This window comes from Mucilaginibacter antarcticus, assembly GCF_042686155.1.
Taxonomy (GTDB): domain Bacteria; phylum Bacteroidota; class Bacteroidia; order Sphingobacteriales; family Sphingobacteriaceae; genus Mucilaginibacter; species Mucilaginibacter antarcticus.
In genome coordinates this window covers 15,507-31,831 of the sequence record NZ_JBHUON010000002.1, presented here as the reverse complement: position 1 = coordinate 31,831, position 16,325 = coordinate 15,507, and the positions used below count along the sequence as shown (strand labels likewise).

The 16,325-nt window shown below is 43.9% G+C and carries 19 protein-coding genes; 8 read left to right on the top strand and 11 right to left on the bottom strand.

Translation table 11 applies throughout. From position 1 onward, the window contains the following. Position 1: 1 nt before the first annotated feature. Genes ACFSYC_RS01995 through ACFSYC_RS01985 form a run of 3 tightly spaced genes read right to left on the bottom strand, consistent with a single transcriptional unit; the run spans position 2 to position 1,944 of the window. The gene (locus ACFSYC_RS01995) at positions 2–814 is read right to left on the bottom strand and encodes a phosphatidate cytidylyltransferase (RefSeq protein WP_377122982.1); all 813 of its coding nucleotides are present in this window, start codon (positions 812–814) and stop codon (positions 2–4) included. Further along, positions 811–1,023 carry a hypothetical protein gene (locus ACFSYC_RS01990; RefSeq protein ID WP_377122980.1) on the bottom strand — a complete coding sequence of 71 codons (213 nt, stop codon included), beginning with the start codon at positions 1,021–1,023 and terminating at the stop codon, positions 811–813. Before ACFSYC_RS01990 ends, ACFSYC_RS01995 begins: the two co-directional genes overlap by 4 nt. Continuing rightward, positions 1,024–1,944 carry a CPBP family intramembrane glutamic endopeptidase gene (locus ACFSYC_RS01985; protein WP_377122978.1) on the bottom strand — a complete coding sequence of 307 codons (921 nt, stop codon included), beginning with the start codon at positions 1,942–1,944 and terminating at the stop codon, positions 1,024–1,026. Positions 1,945–1,986: 42 nt separating this feature from the next. Here ACFSYC_RS01985 and dusB point away from each other — a divergent pair, with 42 nt between their 5' ends. Together dusB and apaG are read left to right on the top strand one after the other, a co-directional pair. Beyond that, positions 1,987–2,997 (top strand): tRNA dihydrouridine synthase DusB, encoded by a 1,011-nt coding sequence (gene dusB / locus ACFSYC_RS01980; protein ID WP_377122976.1) that lies wholly within the window; start codon positions 1,987–1,989, stop codon positions 2,995–2,997. A 114-nt stretch (positions 2,998–3,111) separates the two neighbouring features. Further along, positions 3,112–3,498, top strand: coding sequence for a Co2+/Mg2+ efflux protein ApaG (apaG, locus tag ACFSYC_RS01975; RefSeq protein WP_377122975.1), 387 nt, complete (start codon positions 3,112–3,114; stop codon positions 3,496–3,498). Between the two features lie 90 nt (positions 3,499–3,588). Here the strand turns inward: apaG and ACFSYC_RS01970 are convergent, their stop codons facing one another. The 5 genes from ACFSYC_RS01970 to ACFSYC_RS01950 all read right to left on the bottom strand — a co-directional run bounded on the left by ACFSYC_RS01970 (position 3,589) and on the right by ACFSYC_RS01950 (position 7,469). Then, the gene (locus ACFSYC_RS01970) at positions 3,589–4,272 is read right to left on the bottom strand and encodes a zinc metallopeptidase (protein WP_377122973.1); all 684 of its coding nucleotides are present in this window, start codon (positions 4,270–4,272) and stop codon (positions 3,589–3,591) included. A gap of 213 nt (positions 4,273–4,485) precedes the next feature. Then, a complete protein-coding gene (locus ACFSYC_RS01965) occupies positions 4,486–5,844 on the bottom strand; it encodes a sulfatase-like hydrolase/transferase (RefSeq protein WP_377122971.1) in 1,359 nt (452 codons plus the stop codon). A 78-nt stretch (positions 5,845–5,922) separates the two neighbouring features. Beyond that, positions 5,923–6,672 carry a M90 family metallopeptidase gene (locus tag ACFSYC_RS01960; RefSeq protein ID WP_377122969.1) on the bottom strand — a complete coding sequence of 250 codons (750 nt, stop codon included), beginning with the start codon at positions 6,670–6,672 and terminating at the stop codon, positions 5,923–5,925. Positions 6,673–6,950: 278 nt separating this feature from the next. Continuing rightward, positions 6,951–7,136: a hypothetical protein gene (locus tag ACFSYC_RS01955; RefSeq protein ID WP_377122967.1), complete on the bottom strand. Its 186-nt coding sequence runs from the start codon at positions 7,134–7,136 to the stop codon at positions 6,951–6,953. Positions 7,137–7,280: 144 nt separating this feature from the next. After that, positions 7,281–7,469 carry a hypothetical protein gene (locus tag ACFSYC_RS01950; RefSeq protein ID WP_377122965.1) on the bottom strand — a complete coding sequence of 63 codons (189 nt, stop codon included), beginning with the start codon at positions 7,467–7,469 and terminating at the stop codon, positions 7,281–7,283. Positions 7,470–7,631: 162 nt separating this feature from the next. On the opposite strand from ACFSYC_RS01950, the gene ACFSYC_RS01945 reads away from it, so the two are divergent. The 5 genes from ACFSYC_RS01945 to ACFSYC_RS01925 all read left to right on the top strand — a co-directional run bounded on the left by ACFSYC_RS01945 (position 7,632) and on the right by ACFSYC_RS01925 (position 13,611). Further along, on the top strand, positions 7,632–8,855 hold the full coding sequence (locus ACFSYC_RS01945; RefSeq protein WP_377122963.1) for a glycosyl hydrolase family 8: 1,224 nt from the start codon (positions 7,632–7,634) through the stop codon (positions 8,853–8,855). Between the two features lie 63 nt (positions 8,856–8,918). After that, positions 8,919–9,797, top strand: a complete 879-nt coding sequence (locus ACFSYC_RS01940; protein WP_377122961.1) for a PfkB family carbohydrate kinase — start codon at positions 8,919–8,921, stop codon at positions 9,795–9,797. A gap of 299 nt (positions 9,798–10,096) precedes the next feature. Beyond that, positions 10,097–11,545: a circularly permuted type 2 ATP-grasp protein gene (locus tag ACFSYC_RS01935; RefSeq protein WP_377122959.1), complete on the top strand. Its 1,449-nt coding sequence runs from the start codon at positions 10,097–10,099 to the stop codon at positions 11,543–11,545. Positions 11,546–11,617: 72 nt separating this feature from the next. Beyond that, entirely contained in the window at positions 11,618–12,553 is a 936-nt protein-coding gene (locus ACFSYC_RS01930; protein ID WP_377122957.1) for an alpha-E domain-containing protein, read from the top strand. Positions 12,554–12,633: 80 nt separating this feature from the next. Next, positions 12,634–13,611 (top strand): transglutaminase family protein, encoded by a 978-nt coding sequence (locus ACFSYC_RS01925; protein ID WP_377122953.1) that lies wholly within the window; start codon positions 12,634–12,636, stop codon positions 13,609–13,611. Between the two features lie 31 nt (positions 13,612–13,642). On the opposite strand, the gene ACFSYC_RS01920 is transcribed toward ACFSYC_RS01925, so the two are convergent. Genes ACFSYC_RS01920 through ACFSYC_RS01910 form a run of 3 tightly spaced genes read right to left on the bottom strand, consistent with a single transcriptional unit; the run spans position 13,643 to position 15,810 of the window. Further along, positions 13,643–14,152: a TlpA family protein disulfide reductase gene (locus ACFSYC_RS01920; protein WP_377122951.1), complete on the bottom strand. Its 510-nt coding sequence runs from the start codon at positions 14,150–14,152 to the stop codon at positions 13,643–13,645. Between the two features lie 14 nt (positions 14,153–14,166). Next, on the bottom strand, positions 14,167–15,183 hold the full coding sequence (locus ACFSYC_RS01915; protein ID WP_377122949.1) for a Gfo/Idh/MocA family oxidoreductase: 1,017 nt from the start codon (positions 15,181–15,183) through the stop codon (positions 14,167–14,169). Between the two features lie 60 nt (positions 15,184–15,243). Then, positions 15,244–15,810, bottom strand: coding sequence for a DUF4142 domain-containing protein (locus ACFSYC_RS01910; RefSeq protein ID WP_377122947.1), 567 nt, complete (start codon positions 15,808–15,810; stop codon positions 15,244–15,246). A 132-nt stretch (positions 15,811–15,942) separates the two neighbouring features. Between ACFSYC_RS01910 and gcvH the strand changes: the two genes are divergently transcribed. Beyond that, positions 15,943–16,323: a glycine cleavage system protein GcvH gene (gene gcvH, locus ACFSYC_RS01905; RefSeq protein WP_377122946.1), complete on the top strand. Its 381-nt coding sequence runs from the start codon at positions 15,943–15,945 to the stop codon at positions 16,321–16,323. The last annotated feature ends 2 nt before the right edge of the window (positions 16,324–16,325 follow it).

The window sequence follows — 16,325 nt, the reverse complement described above, 5'->3', positions numbered from 1 at the left end:
ATTAAGTATTTGTAACGAAGTATAAATAGGCATATACAATTGGCGCTGCAATAAGCAGGCCGTCAAACCTGTCAAGCAAGCCACCATGGCCTGGCAGTATACTGCCCGAATCTTTAACATCAATACTGCGTTTAAACATCGACTCTATTAAATCGCCGGTGGTGCCAAAGCAACTGATGATTACGCCCATCCAGATCCATTGCATCAGGGACAGATCGGCAAAGTAAAGGTTAATACCGTAGGCGGCGAGTGCAGTGATCAGGATACCACCCATTAAACCCTCCCAGGTTTTTTTAGGCGAATGGCGTTCAAACAACTTTGTTTTACCCAGTTTGCTGCCAACCAAATATGCGCCGGTATCATTAGCCCAAAGCATCAGCAAAAACGCCATCGGGAAATGAAAGTTAAACGTGCCGCCAAGATAAGCGAGCGCGTGAAAGAAGGTAAAAGGGACGATAGCAAACATCAAACCTAAATAGGTATAGCCAATGTTTGTAAAAGGCGTTTTGTGCTTTTTTAAAAGCTCTTGTATAAAAACCGCGCTTAGTGTTATCGGCAATAAAAAAACAAGGCGGCGATAGCCCGTGGCCGCAGGGATGTTCAACAAGGCAAACAGTACAAAAATAGCAATACCGTTTAGCAAGCCTGTCGGCAGATCTGGTTTAATGCCGGCCTTTTTTACCAGCCCGTAAAACTCCCATAAAGCAAGGCAGCTTAGTAATAAATAAAAGGCTGCAAAAACGTAATTGCCCAGCAATAAAGAGCCAAGCATTACAATAATAAAAAAGAAGCCGGTTATGGCGCGTAGTTTCATAATGTAATTTGATTCAGAATCATCAGCTCAATAGCGCGGCTAAAATTCTGTTGATGTATATAAACCTCAATATCGCCAAAATCGCGGTGCGACAAGGCTTGTTTGTTTAGCAATACCGCGTCAATCTCGTTTTCGCAGAGTACCTGCTTAACAATTTCCGACTGATAAAAATCGGCAGAAGTAAAAATTTTGACCCAGTTTTTCTCCATTTAAAATTGCAGGCTTTGCTTTTTGCCGGTGGCGATAGTACGATACAGAAACAGCAAAAATAAAATAATTAAGAGGCTAAACAGATAGATGACCCAATTAAAAATGTGCGTATCATCTGGATTGACCGTAATTTTTTTGTTTTGATAAAGGTAGCTCACTACCACGGCCGTGCCGTTATTAATAAAGTGGCCCCAAACAGCTGTCCAGATGCTGCCGCTGTAATAAACAAAATAGCCAAACAGCATACCCAGCATCATCCGCGGTAAAAAACCAAAGAACTCCATGTGGAAAGCGCTGAACAGAGCAGCCGTGACCGCTATGGCAATGTGCGGATTTTTAAACCATTTTAACAAAATGGTTTGCACGCAGCCCCTAAACATAAACTCTTCTACAATAGATGTCAGCAAACCCACTATCAGAACTCTGAAAATTAGCTGGCCAACGGTATTCATTTGTAAAAGTACGGTGGTTAGTTTTTGAGCCTGATCTTCTGTTTGGCGCATCCAGCGTTGCAGGCCGGCTAAAAACGGCGGTAATTGCAATTTTTGGTTGACGTTGCTCAGGCACTCTATCAGCGGCGAGGATATGATCATCACACAAAAAACAATAATAGGCAACACCCAGTGGATTTTAAAGGTAGGGCGAAGGTAGGTCTGTGGATCTTTAACTATAAAAAAAGCAAAGATGAGCGAGGCTGCTAATATCGGTAAGGTAGTACTTACAATTTGAAGTAGCCATAGTGCGTTTGGTACCTTGGGATTGCTCAAATCAAGTATGCCAATGGCCATTAGGGTATCAAGCCCATACAGGCCGGTAACCATTGCGCCGCCAATTAAATAGCCAATGACAATTATACCCAGGGTGATCGCTATGAATGTAAGTAACTCTTGATGGGGACGGCGAAGCAGACTTTTTATCATTAATTTTAAAATGCGTATTTTTGCAGCGCTTAAAGATAAGCCATGTCGGTACAAATAGGAAATATAGATTTAGGGGAGTTCCCACTGTTGCTGGCGCCGATGGAAGACGTGAGCGATCCGCCTTTCCGTTATGTGTGCAAACAGCATGGCGCGGATATGATGTATACCGAGTTTATCTCGTCGGAAGGATTGATACGTGATGCTGCAAAAAGCCGCAAAAAGCTGGATATTTTTGAATACGAACGCCCAATAGGCATCCAGATCTTCGGCAGTGATATCGAACACATGCGCGAGGCTTCGGCTATCTCGTCGCAGGCCGGCCCGGATCTGATAGACATTAATTACGGTTGCCCGGTTAAAAACGTAGCGTGCCGCGGCGCAGGTGCAAGCTTGCTGCAGGACATTGATAAAATGGTGGCTATGACCAAAGCGGTTGTTGAGGGTACGCATTTGCCGGTTACTGTGAAAACCCGTTTAGGTTGGGACGACAACACCAAAAACGTACACGAAGTTGCGCTACGCTTGCAGGACGTTGGCATTAAGGCCCTAACTATACATGGCCGCACAAGGTCGCAAATGTATAAGGGCAGTGCGGACTGGAGCCTGATTAGTGACATAAGGCGAGACCCGCGTATTGAGATCCCGATTTTTGGTAATGGTGATATTGATTCGCCCGAGAAAGCTGCTGCCTGGCGCATGGAATATGGGGTTGATGGGATGATGATTGGCCGCGCCGCAATTGGCTACCCTTGGATCTTCCGCGAGATAAAGCACTTTTTTAAAACCGGACAGCACCTGGATAAACCAACCTTTGCCGAACGGATTGATGCCTGCCGTACCCATTTGGTAAAATCAATAGAGTGGAAGGGGCCTAAGACAGGTGTGTTTGAAATGCGACGACATTACGCCAACTACTTTAAAGGGATTGAAAACTTTAAAGAGTACCGCATGAAACTGGTAACCGCCGGAACGTTTGAGGAGCTGGAAGACATTTTATCTGAAATAGAACACAACCCAAGGTTTGATAATCCCGTAAGTACGGTAGAGATTTAACAATTCAATTTTTTTGTTTTTAAGTAAAAGATATATATTGCTGAAAATTATGGCACTAACATGGCGTAGTTTTTGAGTAGCTGATATATATTTGATTAATAACGGTATAAAGCCATGGTTACATATATTACTGAAGGTGTTAAGGTTTCTGTAGAAACCATTTATCAGCCCGAATATTCAAACCCGGGAAACGAGCATTTTATGTTTGCGTACAAAGTGAGCATTGAAAACATGGGCAGCTACGCTGTACGCCTAATTAGCCGCCATTGGTATATATTTGACTCGAACGGCGCAAAGCGCGAGGTGGAAGGCGAAGGTGTAGTCGGCGTACAACCAATTATTGAACCGGGCAGCGCGCACGAGTATGTATCGGGCTGTAACCTTAAAACCGATATGGGCAGCATGAAAGGCGAATACCACATGATGCGCCTTTTAGACAACGCCATGTTTGAAGTACAAATCCCGGAGTTTTATTTGATCGCACCGTATAGGATGAATTAAAGTATAATGAAGATATAATAGAAAGGTCCGATTGAGTTTCAATCGGACCTTTCTTATTTCACGAAGCCATGATAATTTTTGTCTTATCTCCTAGTCTCTTCTATTAAACAAAAATTGCGCATAATACAGCAACGTAGCTAAGGCGGACAATGCCGAAACCACATACGTCATAGCTGCCCACCAAAGAGCATCTTTAGCATGTTTATGTTCTTCCTGCGTTTGCATTATGTTGGAGTTGGTATTTAACCAGGCAAGGGCGCGATTACTGGCATCAAACTCTACCGGTAAGGTGATAAACGCAAACAGCGTAACTATGGCCAAGCCACCTACACCAATAGCCAATACCAACGGGTTTCCTGAAAAAGCGATCATCATAACACCGATAAACAGCGTAACCTGCACTATGGTTGAAGCAACGTTTGTTACCGGCACTAGCGTACTGCGCAAGTTTAGCCAGCCATAACGGGCGGCATGTTGTACGGCATGGCCACACTCGTGCGCGGCAACGGCTGCTGCGGCTACACTACGGCCATGATAAACGTCGGTACTTAAGTTTACAGTACGGGTTGCTGGATTATAGTGGTCAGTAAGCTGACCCTCTACAGATATTACCTGAACATCAAGCACATTGTTGTCGTGCAGCATCCGCTCGGCTACCTCTTTACCAGACATGCCAGACAGCAAGGGCATTTCTGCATACTGGTTGAATTTACTTTTAAAGCGCCATTGTACAATGAAGCTTATTATAGTAATGGCAATTAATAACAATATCATATCTCTATCTTTTAAATGATTTCAACTTTGATATAGCTATTTCAAAAAGCATTCCATTGGTAATAGTAGTTGTTTTGCGGAAGAAGACCATACGCAAACGCTGACATTTATGCAGTTAAATGCATTATAGCTTAAAATATTGTCATGCTGAAAACGAAGCATCTACTACAGGCAAATGTTTTGTTTCTTCGCCTTGCGAATAGCGCATACCGGTTATTGATTAAACACCTCTTCAAACCAGGTTTTATGCGCACCCTCTAGACGCTTTACGATATCCGGATGAGCATCTGCGAGGTTATGTTGTTCTCCCGGGTCGTTCTTAAGATTCACCAGGTAATAGCCTTGGGCATTAAGCTCCTCCTTTTTGCCTTCCAGCGGACTATGCAGCAGTTTCCAATCACCATCTAAAACAGACCATTGCGGGTTATTAGCACCGCCGCCGCTTTGCCAGTTAAGCAAAGGATGAGATGTTGGTGCCGCACCCGATTTAATGACAGGCACTAAACTTTGCCCGTCAAACTTACGGTTGGGTAATTTGATATTACAATATTCGGCAAGGGTAGGCAGCCAATCAATATTAGCCCCAACCTGGCTCCGAACCTGGTTAACGGGGATATGCTTTGCCCAGCTGATGATGGCAGGCACACGCACCCCGCCCTCAAACAAACTAAACTTTGACCCACGATAAACGCCCGCGGAGCCGCCGCCGCCAAAGGTGCGCTCCTCGCGCGAAAAGCCCTGGTCAGACTGAAACACGATGATGGTATTCTCGCGCAACCCCAGCGCGTCCAATTTCTTTAACAAGCCTCCAATGTTATCGTCCATCGTTGATATAGCAGCCGCGTACTGGTTACGTGGCGATGGCAGGTTTTTATAATAGTCTAACCACTTTTTGCTGCCCTGTAGCGGGTAGTGCGGGTTGTTAATGGCCCAGTACATAAAGAAAGGTTTATCCTTATTATTATTCATGAAGTTGCCGGCTTCTTCAACCATACGGTCGGGGAAGAATTTGCCAGGTTCATAAATCTCCTGGCCGTTGCGCCAAAGATCGTGGCGGTTTGCACCCTCCCAATAAAAGAAATGCGAGTAATTGTCAACGCAACCACCCATAAACCCGTACGAGTAGTCAAAGCCCTGGGCGTTAGGTTCAGTGTCTTTTGAGTAGCCCACATGCCATTTGCCAATGTGCGCGGTTTTGTAACCGGCTTCTTTAAACAGCTCGCCCATGGTAAACTGCGCGCCCGCCATCCCTGCTATACCTTCTTTTGATGGCCCCATCAGCGGCAAACCCGCACGCTGCGGATAGCGCCCTGTCAACAGCGCAGCACGCGACGGTGAACAGATTGGCGAGGTAGAGTAGAACTGCGTAAACCTGACGCCGCTTTTAGCCAACCCGTCCATGTTAGATGTAACTAAATCGGTTGAGCCGTATATGTTCATGTCGGCGTAACCCTGATCGTCCGTATAAATAATGATAACATTTGGCTTTGTGGCGACCTGCTTTTGGGTATAAGCTAAGGAAATGGCGCCGATAGCAGCTACAAATAAAACAGGCAATAGGGTTTTCTTCATCTCAGGGAATGGTTTACTATTACCAAGGTACAAATTGTAAGGCATTGCCATTATAGCAAGCACAAATATTACAGAGAGCTACACTTGTTTTGCGGGATTTTGCCTGAAAATGCTGCTCAGCTGGTCATACAGCTCAGGATGTTTGGTTTTAAACTGATCGGGTTTCTCAAAAAAGTATTCAGATGCGACAGCCAGAAATTCAGCTTCGTTAGTAGTGGCGTAGGGGTTAATGTCAGATCGTCCGGCGTTGATGCGGTGCATTTCTTTGTGCATAAGGTTCAACCACGGGGCGGCGTATTCATGTGGGATCAAGTGCTCGGGCACGCCGTCTGTGGCGCCGTCAGATTTGTCAACCAGGTGCACAAACTCATGTATGGCCGTGTTTTCTTTGCCCGACATCGGCGAAAATCCTTTGATCAATGACGGACGCGACAGGATCATTTGCCCGTTCATGTACCCGGTACCCACCATGCCTTGAACGGTGCGGCCATTACCCTCAAATTGATAATTGTAATCAAAGGTATCAGGATACAGAATGACATTGGTAAGATTGCTGTATTCCCAATCGCCTAAACCAAATACAGGTATCACTGCACTTGACGCGATCAGCACCCGGTCTACATCCGTAATGTCAGTACCCACCCCTTCGATATTTACCCCGGCAAGGAATGCCGCTATCTGCGATTCAAAACGCTTCTTTTCTGCTCTATTGAGTTTATGATAGTAATCAACCCGGCTGTCTAACAATGAGCGCAGCGGCTTATCAAGCTTGAGCAGGCTGTCAGACAATTTTACACTATCCCGCTTGCGGAATATCAACCAGGCCAATAAGGCTAGAATAGGAGTTATAATTGCGAAATACATATTAGCAGTTAACCCCAAACGGAGCAAATTGTTATTTCACTATTTGTAAACCGAGACTGCTGAAGCGATCAACAAATATTTACGAAGTAACAGCGATGTCTTTTAGGCACAAGGCGGGTTGATCCAGGTGCTGTAGTGCATACGTTCCACTTGGTTGCTGATAACAAAAAAAGCCCGAGGATTTACATCTTCGGGCTTACCAGGGGTATTACACTAAACCAATTATGAAAAAAAAACTTAAACTATGCTTTTGTAAATGATCCGCGGGCGATAAGCGAACCGGTGAATAATATAATACAGCTTAACAATAACAAACCTTCGTAAATATTACGGGTAGCATTGGTGTCCATTGTGCCAATAACCGCGGCTGTCAACACAATTAAACATACTGTAATAACTGTGATTAGTAAAGAATATTTTTTTTCCATCTCTCTGTATCAATTAACGTCATTTAAACTATTACAAACCGTGCGCCAGTGCCTTTTATAGGTAATTTTCAGTTGGCTGCGCATTTAGTTGGGGATTGCGTTTCCCAAACTATGGCACAATTGAAACGCCTTCTAAAATAAGGTCTACCCAATGCGGTCTGTCAAGGTGCGTAACAATACAGATCCTAAAAACAATATCACGTTAGCGCACAATATTATACCCGCTATCAGGTTACGAGAATGCTCGTCTTCCATAAAATTTAAAATAACCAGGGTTGCTGTAACCAAAAAGAATATAACCCACGCAGGGTCAAAAGATATTTTTCTTTTCATAAGCTTCATTTGCTATGGTATTGCAAATACAAAACCAAACAGCTTTTAGGCTAACAGTCTGAATAAACGGGATTAATGGTGTTGACTAAACTGCTATAAATGGGAATTTATACCCCACATAGATTTGAGGTGGTACAGTTTTATAATTTGTACTTTTAAAAAATGCGGAGCAGGGGGCTTTTTATTACTTTATTGATTGCAATAGGAGCGCTATCCACTGCTAAGGGCCAGTCCCTTTCTAAGCCCTTCCCGCAGCATACTCGATATTTTAAGGGGTGTATAAAGCCTAATCATGTTTCGCAAGCTGGTTTAGATAAAGCTGTTGGCGCTTTTTATAATCAGTGGAAAAAGCGATATATCAAGACGATCCCCGGCAAGGCCGAAAGCTATATTTGGTTTGAAGGAAAAGGTGGTAAGCAGTGCGTATCCGAAGGCCAGGGCTATGGAATGGTAATTACGGCATTGATGGCCGGGCATGATCCATCGGCACAAAAAACCTTTGATAACTTGTTGCGCTACTGCCGGGCACATCCCGCCGCCTCAACCAAATACCTAATGGCATGGGCACAAAAGACCAACGGCAAGGACCTTGACCGCAGCACCGCTACGGACGGGGATGTGGATATTGCGTTTTCGCTTTTATTGGCCGCTAAACAATGGGGAAACGCTGGAGACATAAATTATCTGCATGAGGCAAAGGCCCGAATAAACGCCATTATGCAACACCAGGTTAACCTAAAAACATTTACCATTTGGATAAGCGATGCTATTGAACCCGGCAGCAAGTATTACTACGCTACCCGATCATCCGACTTTATGCCATCCCACCTTAAAGCTTTTAAGCAAGTTACCGGTGATGTGCGCTGGCAAAAGGTTATTGCCGCGCAATATAAACTGTTTGCAGTTTTGCAAAATCAACACAGCCCCGACGCGGGTTTGGTGCCAGATTTTATGATTAATATCAACAATAAGCCCAAGCCCGCCGGCCCTGATTTTCTGGAAAGCAAAAACGATGGCGATTATAACTACAACGCCTGCCGGGTGCCCTGGCGCATAGCTGTGGACTACCTAATGTATGGCGATGCCCGGGCTAAAAAATTTGTTACACCGATAAACAGTTGGATTCGCCGAACAACAAATAATGATACTTATAACCTGTCTGCCGGTTACTCGCTTGGGGGAAATGATTTGAAAGGGCGCTATTTTGAAGCCTTAAGTTTTATAGGGCCATTTGGTGTGTCGGCTATGGCCGAAGGTAAGGATCAAGTTTGGCTTAATCATATTTGGGATTATCTGACGGCGTTTAAACTGCAAGATTATGATTATTACGACAACACTATAAAACTGCTCAATATGCTTATCATGTCAGGTAATTACTGGCAATAGCGGTAATGCAGTGTAGCTTAAATTAGTTTTTACGCAATACCTAAATTGAGTATCTTGGCCCTTATGTACGATATCTGTTGCGTAGGTCACATCACATCCGACAAAATTGTTAATACCCGTAATATAATGCATATGCCGGGTGGTACGGCGCTGTATTTTTCGTGCGCGGTTAATAAGTTAGATGTAAACTACTTATTAGTTACCGCCCTTGGCGAAACTGAGATGGAATATGTGAAATACCTGCGCGGTAAAGGTATTGAAGTACGTGTGCAACCCAGTATGCACACCGTAATCTTTGAAAACATTTACGCCGAAAATCAGGACGAGCGCACTCAAAATGTGCTGCAGATAGCCGACACCTTTACCATGGAGCAGTTGCTAGACGTAGAAGCTAAGGTGTTTCACCTGGGCCCTTTACTGGCCGGCGATTTCAACACCGATTTTATAAAACAATTATCGGCTAAAGGTCTGTTGGCGCTTGATGTGCAAGGCTACCTGCGCAAAGTAGTTGATCAAAAAGTGTTTTTGACAGATTGGCCCGAAAAAACCGAGGCCCTGCAATACATAAACATATTAAAAGCCGATGTTGCCGAATTGGCCGCCCTGTCGGGGCAAAAAACTGTGGCCGATGGTGCGAAATATCTTGCCGACCAAGGCGTAAAAGAAGCAGTAATTACTAACGGCAGCCAGGGATCAATTATTTATGCTGACGGTGCATTTAACGAGATACCGGCATATCATCCTGAAATGGTGGTTGATGCTACCGGTTGTGGAGACACCTATATGGCCGGTTACTTATACAAGCGCATAACCAAAGGCGCCGGTATTGAGCAGGCTGGTAAATTTGCGGCCGCTATGGCCGGCTTAAAAACCATGTCGCCAGGGCCATTTGTTGGCACCGAAGGCGAGGTGATGAGCTTTATGACAAGCAGGGCTCAATAAATTTCATTTACATATTTATATAGCGATGCGTTTCAAACCCATCGCTATTTTTTTTGTTAGCCTAGTAAGGGCCTTTTCTTTCTGATCTTAGCGAGATTAGCTTTCTCTTAATCTTTGGATGAGATTAATTTTAAAGTCAAAAATGCAAGACGCTTTATCATTTTCTAATGAGTTTCGTAAAATAAATATTAAATAATTGCAATTATTCTAAAAAAGTTTCGTGTTTATTGAGAAACACTTCATATATTTCACAATAAATCCCAATTGACAGGTAGTTTAAAATTTAACCTAATAATTTAATGCAAGAGCCGGCCTATTTTGATAAATATAGCCCCATTAGCGGTGTTTGGGACGAGATGTATGGCGCAGATGCCCAGGTGCGCGACCACTATCGTAAGGTTATTGAATATATTGCTAAAGAGTCGGCTGATGATTTGAATCGTAAAGAAGAATTAGCCAAAAGGCTTTTTATGAGCCAGGGTATCACCTTTACAGTATACAACAGCGGCGAGGGCATTGAAAAGATATTTCCCTTTGATATAATCCCACGTATTATCACCGCGTCCGAATGGGCCTTTATAGAGCGGGGCATCAAGCAACGGCTTAACGCGCTTAACCTATTTCTAAAAGACATATACCATAATCAGTTTATTATAAAAGATGGGGTGGTGCCTATTGATGTGATATACTCGTGCCCCCATTTTTTGCGCGAGATGCACCAGCTGCAGGTACCGTATGATATTTATGTACATATATCTGGTATAGATCTCATTCGCGATTTCGACGGAACTTTTTATGTTTTAGAGGATAACCTGCGTACCCCATCCGGTGTAAGTTACATGCTTGAAAACCGCGAGATAACTAAGCGCTTATTCCCCGATTTGTTGCCGCAATGCGGCGTGCGTAGCGTTACAGAGTACCCGGCTTTATTGTATAAAAACTTACTGGCCTTATCGCCCAGGCAAATTGCTAACCCAACAATTGTATTGCTTAGCCCGGGTATTTATAACTCGGCCTATTTTGAGCATACCACGCTGGCCCGCTTAATGGGTGTTGAGCTGGTAGAAGGGCGCGACTTAGTGGTAAAAGATCAAAAAGTATACATGAAAACTACTGTTGGCCTGCAACAGGTGGATGTGATCTATCGCCGGGTGGACGATGAGTATCTTGATCCTTTAGTATTTAACCCAAGCAGTATGTTGGGTGTAGCGGGCATTATGGGCGCTTACCGCAAAGGCAATGTGGCCATAGTAAATGCAATTGGCAATGGTGTAGCCGATGATAAAGCAGTGTATACTTACGTGCCAGACATGATTAGGTACTACCTTAACGAGGAGCCGATATTAAAGAACGTGCCTACCTACCAGTTGGGTAACGACGACGAGCGCGAGCATGTATTTAAAAACCTGAATAACATGGTGGTTAAACGCACCAATGGTAGCGGGGGCTACGGCATGTTAATGGGCCACGCCGCAACTGAGGAAGAAATAGATGATTACAAGAAAGAGATCATTAAAGAACCGCGCAACTTCATCGCCCAGCCAACTATAAGCCTGTCAGCAGCGCCATGTTATATGCAGGGGCAATTAACCCCGCGACGCATAGATTTAAGACCATACGCGCTATGCGGGCCCGACGGGATAGAAATTGTACCGGGCGGATTAACCCGTGTGGCCTTAAAAGAAGGGTCGCTTGTAGTAAACAGCTCACAAGGTGGGGGCAGTAAGGATACCTGGGTACTGGCATAGTAGAAGTGCAAGTGATAGATAATTGATCAATAAATCCGAGATCGAAGGTCCGATATTCGAAACGAAAATATAATGTTAAGTAGAGTAGCAGCAAGTTTATATTGGCAGAGCCGGTACATTGAGCGTAGCGACGGTATGTTGCGAATGTTGAAGATCAACTACGCGTCGTCGCAGGATGCTATACAGGAGTTTACCTGGGAGCCCGCTATACGTATTTTCGCAGGCCTGGAGGATGACGAGGGCGCTAACCTGGGTAATGACAGCCGTGCGGTATTAAAGTATATGGTGATGGGTAAAAGTAACGCTAACTCGGTATTGAATATTATTACCCTTGCCCGCGAGAATGCCCGTAGTGTACAAGAGCACATAACTAAAGACCTTTGGCAGTGCCTTAATGAATATTATCACACCGTAAAGGACAGCAAGCTGGAGCGCGCCTTGCAACGCGAGGACCCTATAAGTGTGCTTGACGTATTGATAAAGCAGGTAATGCTGTACTATGGTACCGTAGAGATTACTATGGAGCGGGGCGAAGGTCGTAGCTTTATGAATATAGGCAAATACCTGGAGCGAGCCATACAATCGGTAGATATATTGGACACCAAGTTTGGGTCGATAAGTGATAACCCTGATCTGTTAACCGATACTACTTATTGGAAACATTTGTTGCTTTCATTAGGTGGTTATGAGCTGTATTTAAAAACTTACCGCGAGGGTTTCGAGGCCGAAAATGTGTTGGAGCAGGTGGTGCTTAATAATGACTTTCCGCGTTCTGTTATTTACTCGGTTAATAACATTCAGCGCTATTTTGAGCGTTTGAAAGACGACAGTAATATAGAAAACTTTAGAGATATGACCTTTAAGATCGGTCGCCTGCAAAGTCGTATTAAATACAGCTCAGTAAAAACCATACGACAGGAAGGATTGCACGCTTTCCTAACCCAAATACGTGGCGAGCTTTATGGTATAGCCGATGCTTTGAACGCGTATTATTTTGCTAATAGCTAAATGGTTGTTGACTTAGTGATTAATTAATCAGTACAAGAATGTCATGCTGGGTTTCTCAAAATGACAAAAAAAAATATCCCATGCCCGAATTTGAAATACAACATATTACCCGGTACATTTATGACAGCCCAGCGCGCGACAGTGCTAACCAGATCATCCTGTTCCCGATAAAGGATACGTACCAGGATGTTTTGACGCAAGAAATCACGATAACCGGTCACCCCAATGTTGATACGTATATTGACTATTATGGTAATGAGGTGGGTAGCTTTACTTATAGCCAACCACACTCAAATTTGGTTATCAGCTCAAAAATATTGGTAAGCACCAAACACAGGCCATTTCCGGTTAATGCTATCTTTCCGGCACAGCAGTGGGAGGATTTAAAGCCCCTGCGTTACATGGTGCCTTACATTGATTTTTTAAGGCTCGAAAATTTCGACGGCTATGAGGAGTTACTTGCTTTAGTAAGAGAGCTCAGAACGGTTGACGATACGCCTTACCAGATAGCCAGAAGGTTTTGCGAGTATGTGTACAAAAACTTTACCTACATAAAAGGGGTAACCACTTACGAAACCAAGCTAGACGAAATATGGAAACTTAAAGCCGGCGTTTGCCAGGATTTTGCACATATTTTAACCGAAATGCTACGGATGATGCAGATACCGGCCCGTTACGTAAGCGGCTACATTTGTACTGACAAAAATGGCATGCGCGGCGAAGGTGCAACCCATGCCTGGGCAGAAGCCTACATCCCCGATTATGGCTGGCTTGGCCTTGACCCAACAAACAACATAATAGCTAACGAAAACCACGTGCGCCTTGCGGTGGGCAGAAATTTTATGGATTGCTCGCCCGTTAAGGGGATCTATAAAGGGTCATCCGGGCACAAACTGGAAGTATCTGTAACCGTTGATGATGACGAGCCATTAAGCCATGAAGAAATTCTAGAAAATGTGCCGACTGCTGCACCAGCCGCAAACGTTAACCCCGCAGCTAAAAATAGCTACCAGCGTTACATGGAAATGGTACAGCAACAACAGCAGCAGCAGCAATAACTCACTTGGGTGCCACGACGGATTGGACCGGTTATTTCTTTTTGCGATCAGCGGCCTTAACGGCGGCTACAACATCATCCGTCTCCGGCTGTTTTCGGAAAGCTTTAGTTAGTTTACCGTTGCTGTTATATATCGCTACGTAAGGGGTAGTTTCAATCTTATAAAATTTTTGCAACATATAGGTATACCCCTCGGTAGCTACGTGTATGTTGGAGAATTTCTTCAGGTCAAAATCGCGCACAAAGTTTTTAATAGCACGTATATCATGATTGTTTGACCAGGTAACCATCATAACCTCGGTATCACCAAGCTGTTTAATTTTCTGCTTCAGCTCCATGGTCAAATGCTGGCAATGCGGGCAATCTGTTCCGAAATAAATTAACAGCGTACGATGGTTTTTTACATTCGCCGGTGTTAACCAAACACTGTCAGAACTTAGCACACTATATTGTGGTATAGCTGCGCCGACTTTGTCGTTCACCTGTGCGAAACTGCAACCCGCAGCAATGATCAGGCAAAAAAATATAAACAGTTTTTTCATAGTATCAATCATAATTAAGCCTCCAGCAATTCCATCTGCCAGGCCATGTGTTCTTCAGTTATAGGGTATAACGCATTTTCACGGATAGCATGATAAACCGCGTAAAATAAATTTACATAATCGCCTTTAAGCGATGGTGCAAATTCAATGCTTTTCTCACCATCTATACCTATAGTAACCAATTTGCCTTCCATACCGGCAGGCTCAACGCCATAGGCATCGTCGTTTGGTAACATACCGGCTATCAACTGCGCTTCTTGTACATCGCTACGTTGTTTAGTATAACTACCCAATGAGCCATGCGCCACAAAAGCAGGCAGCGGTTCTGGTGTTAACAACCCTGAAACTATTTGGACCACCAACCCCGCAGGATATGTCAGTCTAAAATTTACATAATCGGGCACTTCGGATAATTCGCGCTGTATGGTGGTCAGTTTGTCAAAACTTAAAGGCTTACCAAATAGGTGTATCGCCTGGTCAACTAGGTGAGGGCCAAGCTCGTATACAATGCCATTTATTGGCGTGTCTTTGGTTTCTTTAAAAGGCTTGATATTGAGCTGAGGTTTATATCTGTCCCAGCGCAGCGTGACCTCGGTAAGTTTACCCAGACGGCCACTTTCTACGATCTCTTTAAATGACATAAAATCGCTATCCCAGCGACGGTTTTGATAACAAAAAACTTGCTTACCGTTCTCCCTCGCTATATCAAATAACGCTTTAATCTCGGCAACATTTCCGGCTGCCGGCTTTTCAATCAGCACATGCTTGCCTGCACGTAAAGCCCGCGTGGCAAAGTCGAAATGTGTAAAGTTAGGGGTGTTTACAATGATCAGTTCGATCTCATCATCGGCTAAAATTTCTTCAACAGTGTTATAACTGATAATTTCCGGGTAGTCAGCGACCATTTTTTTTTGGTTACGCTCAACCACGGCTTTCATTTTAAACTGCGGATTGGTGCTTAAAAATGGCGCATGAAATACCCTTCCGGACATTCCGTAAGCCAATAAACCGGTTACAATAGGTGCTGACATAATAGATAGCTGTATTACACCGCCAAATTATCGTTTTATTAAAGCTTATGCAAATAAACCTTAACGCACCGCAACGTTCATAGCTTCAATCAAATCGAGATGCCTTTGAATGGTAAGTATATTTTTAGCCGCAAACTGTTTGATGTGCGGATCAAAAGCGCGTTTTGAGGTTGCCTGAAAAAGGGCAAGAGCTTTTTGATAGTCGGTTTTTATTTTGCTGAGGTAAGCCTGGTCAAAGGCCTTGCCGGATTTTGCAGATAACGAATCAATAGTCAGTCGATCAATCGTATCTAAGGTATCAGCCAATACAATCTTTTTTGATTGCGCCAAAGCCGCCAGCCTGCCGTGTCCCTTAGTAAGATCTTTAACCATCATGGCGCCAAGGTTTTTAATGCGCTTGTCCTTTCCCCGTCTTTTGGCCAGGTTGCCAATTTCAATCTCGGCCAAACAGCCGGCTGCAACTTGTTTAACAAACTTTGCGTCATCCTGGCCAACAATGATGTTGGCGTTTGAGGTGTCTCGCAAGGCTACTGTATCATCGCCCATTATGCTGCTGCTATCGCCACGGCATGCCGTTAGCAGGCAGGCCGCAAATAACGCGGATAATATTAGCGATGTAAGTTTCATTATGAGTTTATTGGTTTATATCAAAATCTGGTCCGCTGTGCGGTTAGGTTTTACTAAATATACGGTTTAATAAGTTAATTAGTGTGTTGTATAAAGTTTTCTTATTTTTGACTAAACAAAAATCATACAATAATGAACTTTCCTGCTGAACTTAAATACACCAAAGACCATGAATGGGTTAAATTAGACGGTAACGTAGCTACCATTGGTATAACTGAATTTGCACAGGGCGAATTAGGCGACATTGTTTATGTAGATATTAATTCGGTAGGTAAAGAGGTAAGTAAAGAAGAGGTGTTTGGCACCATTGAAGCGGTAAAAACTGTATCTGATTTGTTTATGCCGGTAACCGGTACTGTTACAGAAATTAACAAGGCATTAGACAGCGCGCCCGAAACTGTAAATACCGATCCTTACGGCCAGGGCTGGATGGTTAAAATTACCGTTACTAACCCGGCAGACGTTGAAGGCTTGTTATCAGCAGACGATTATAAAGCTTTAGTAGGCGCATAAGC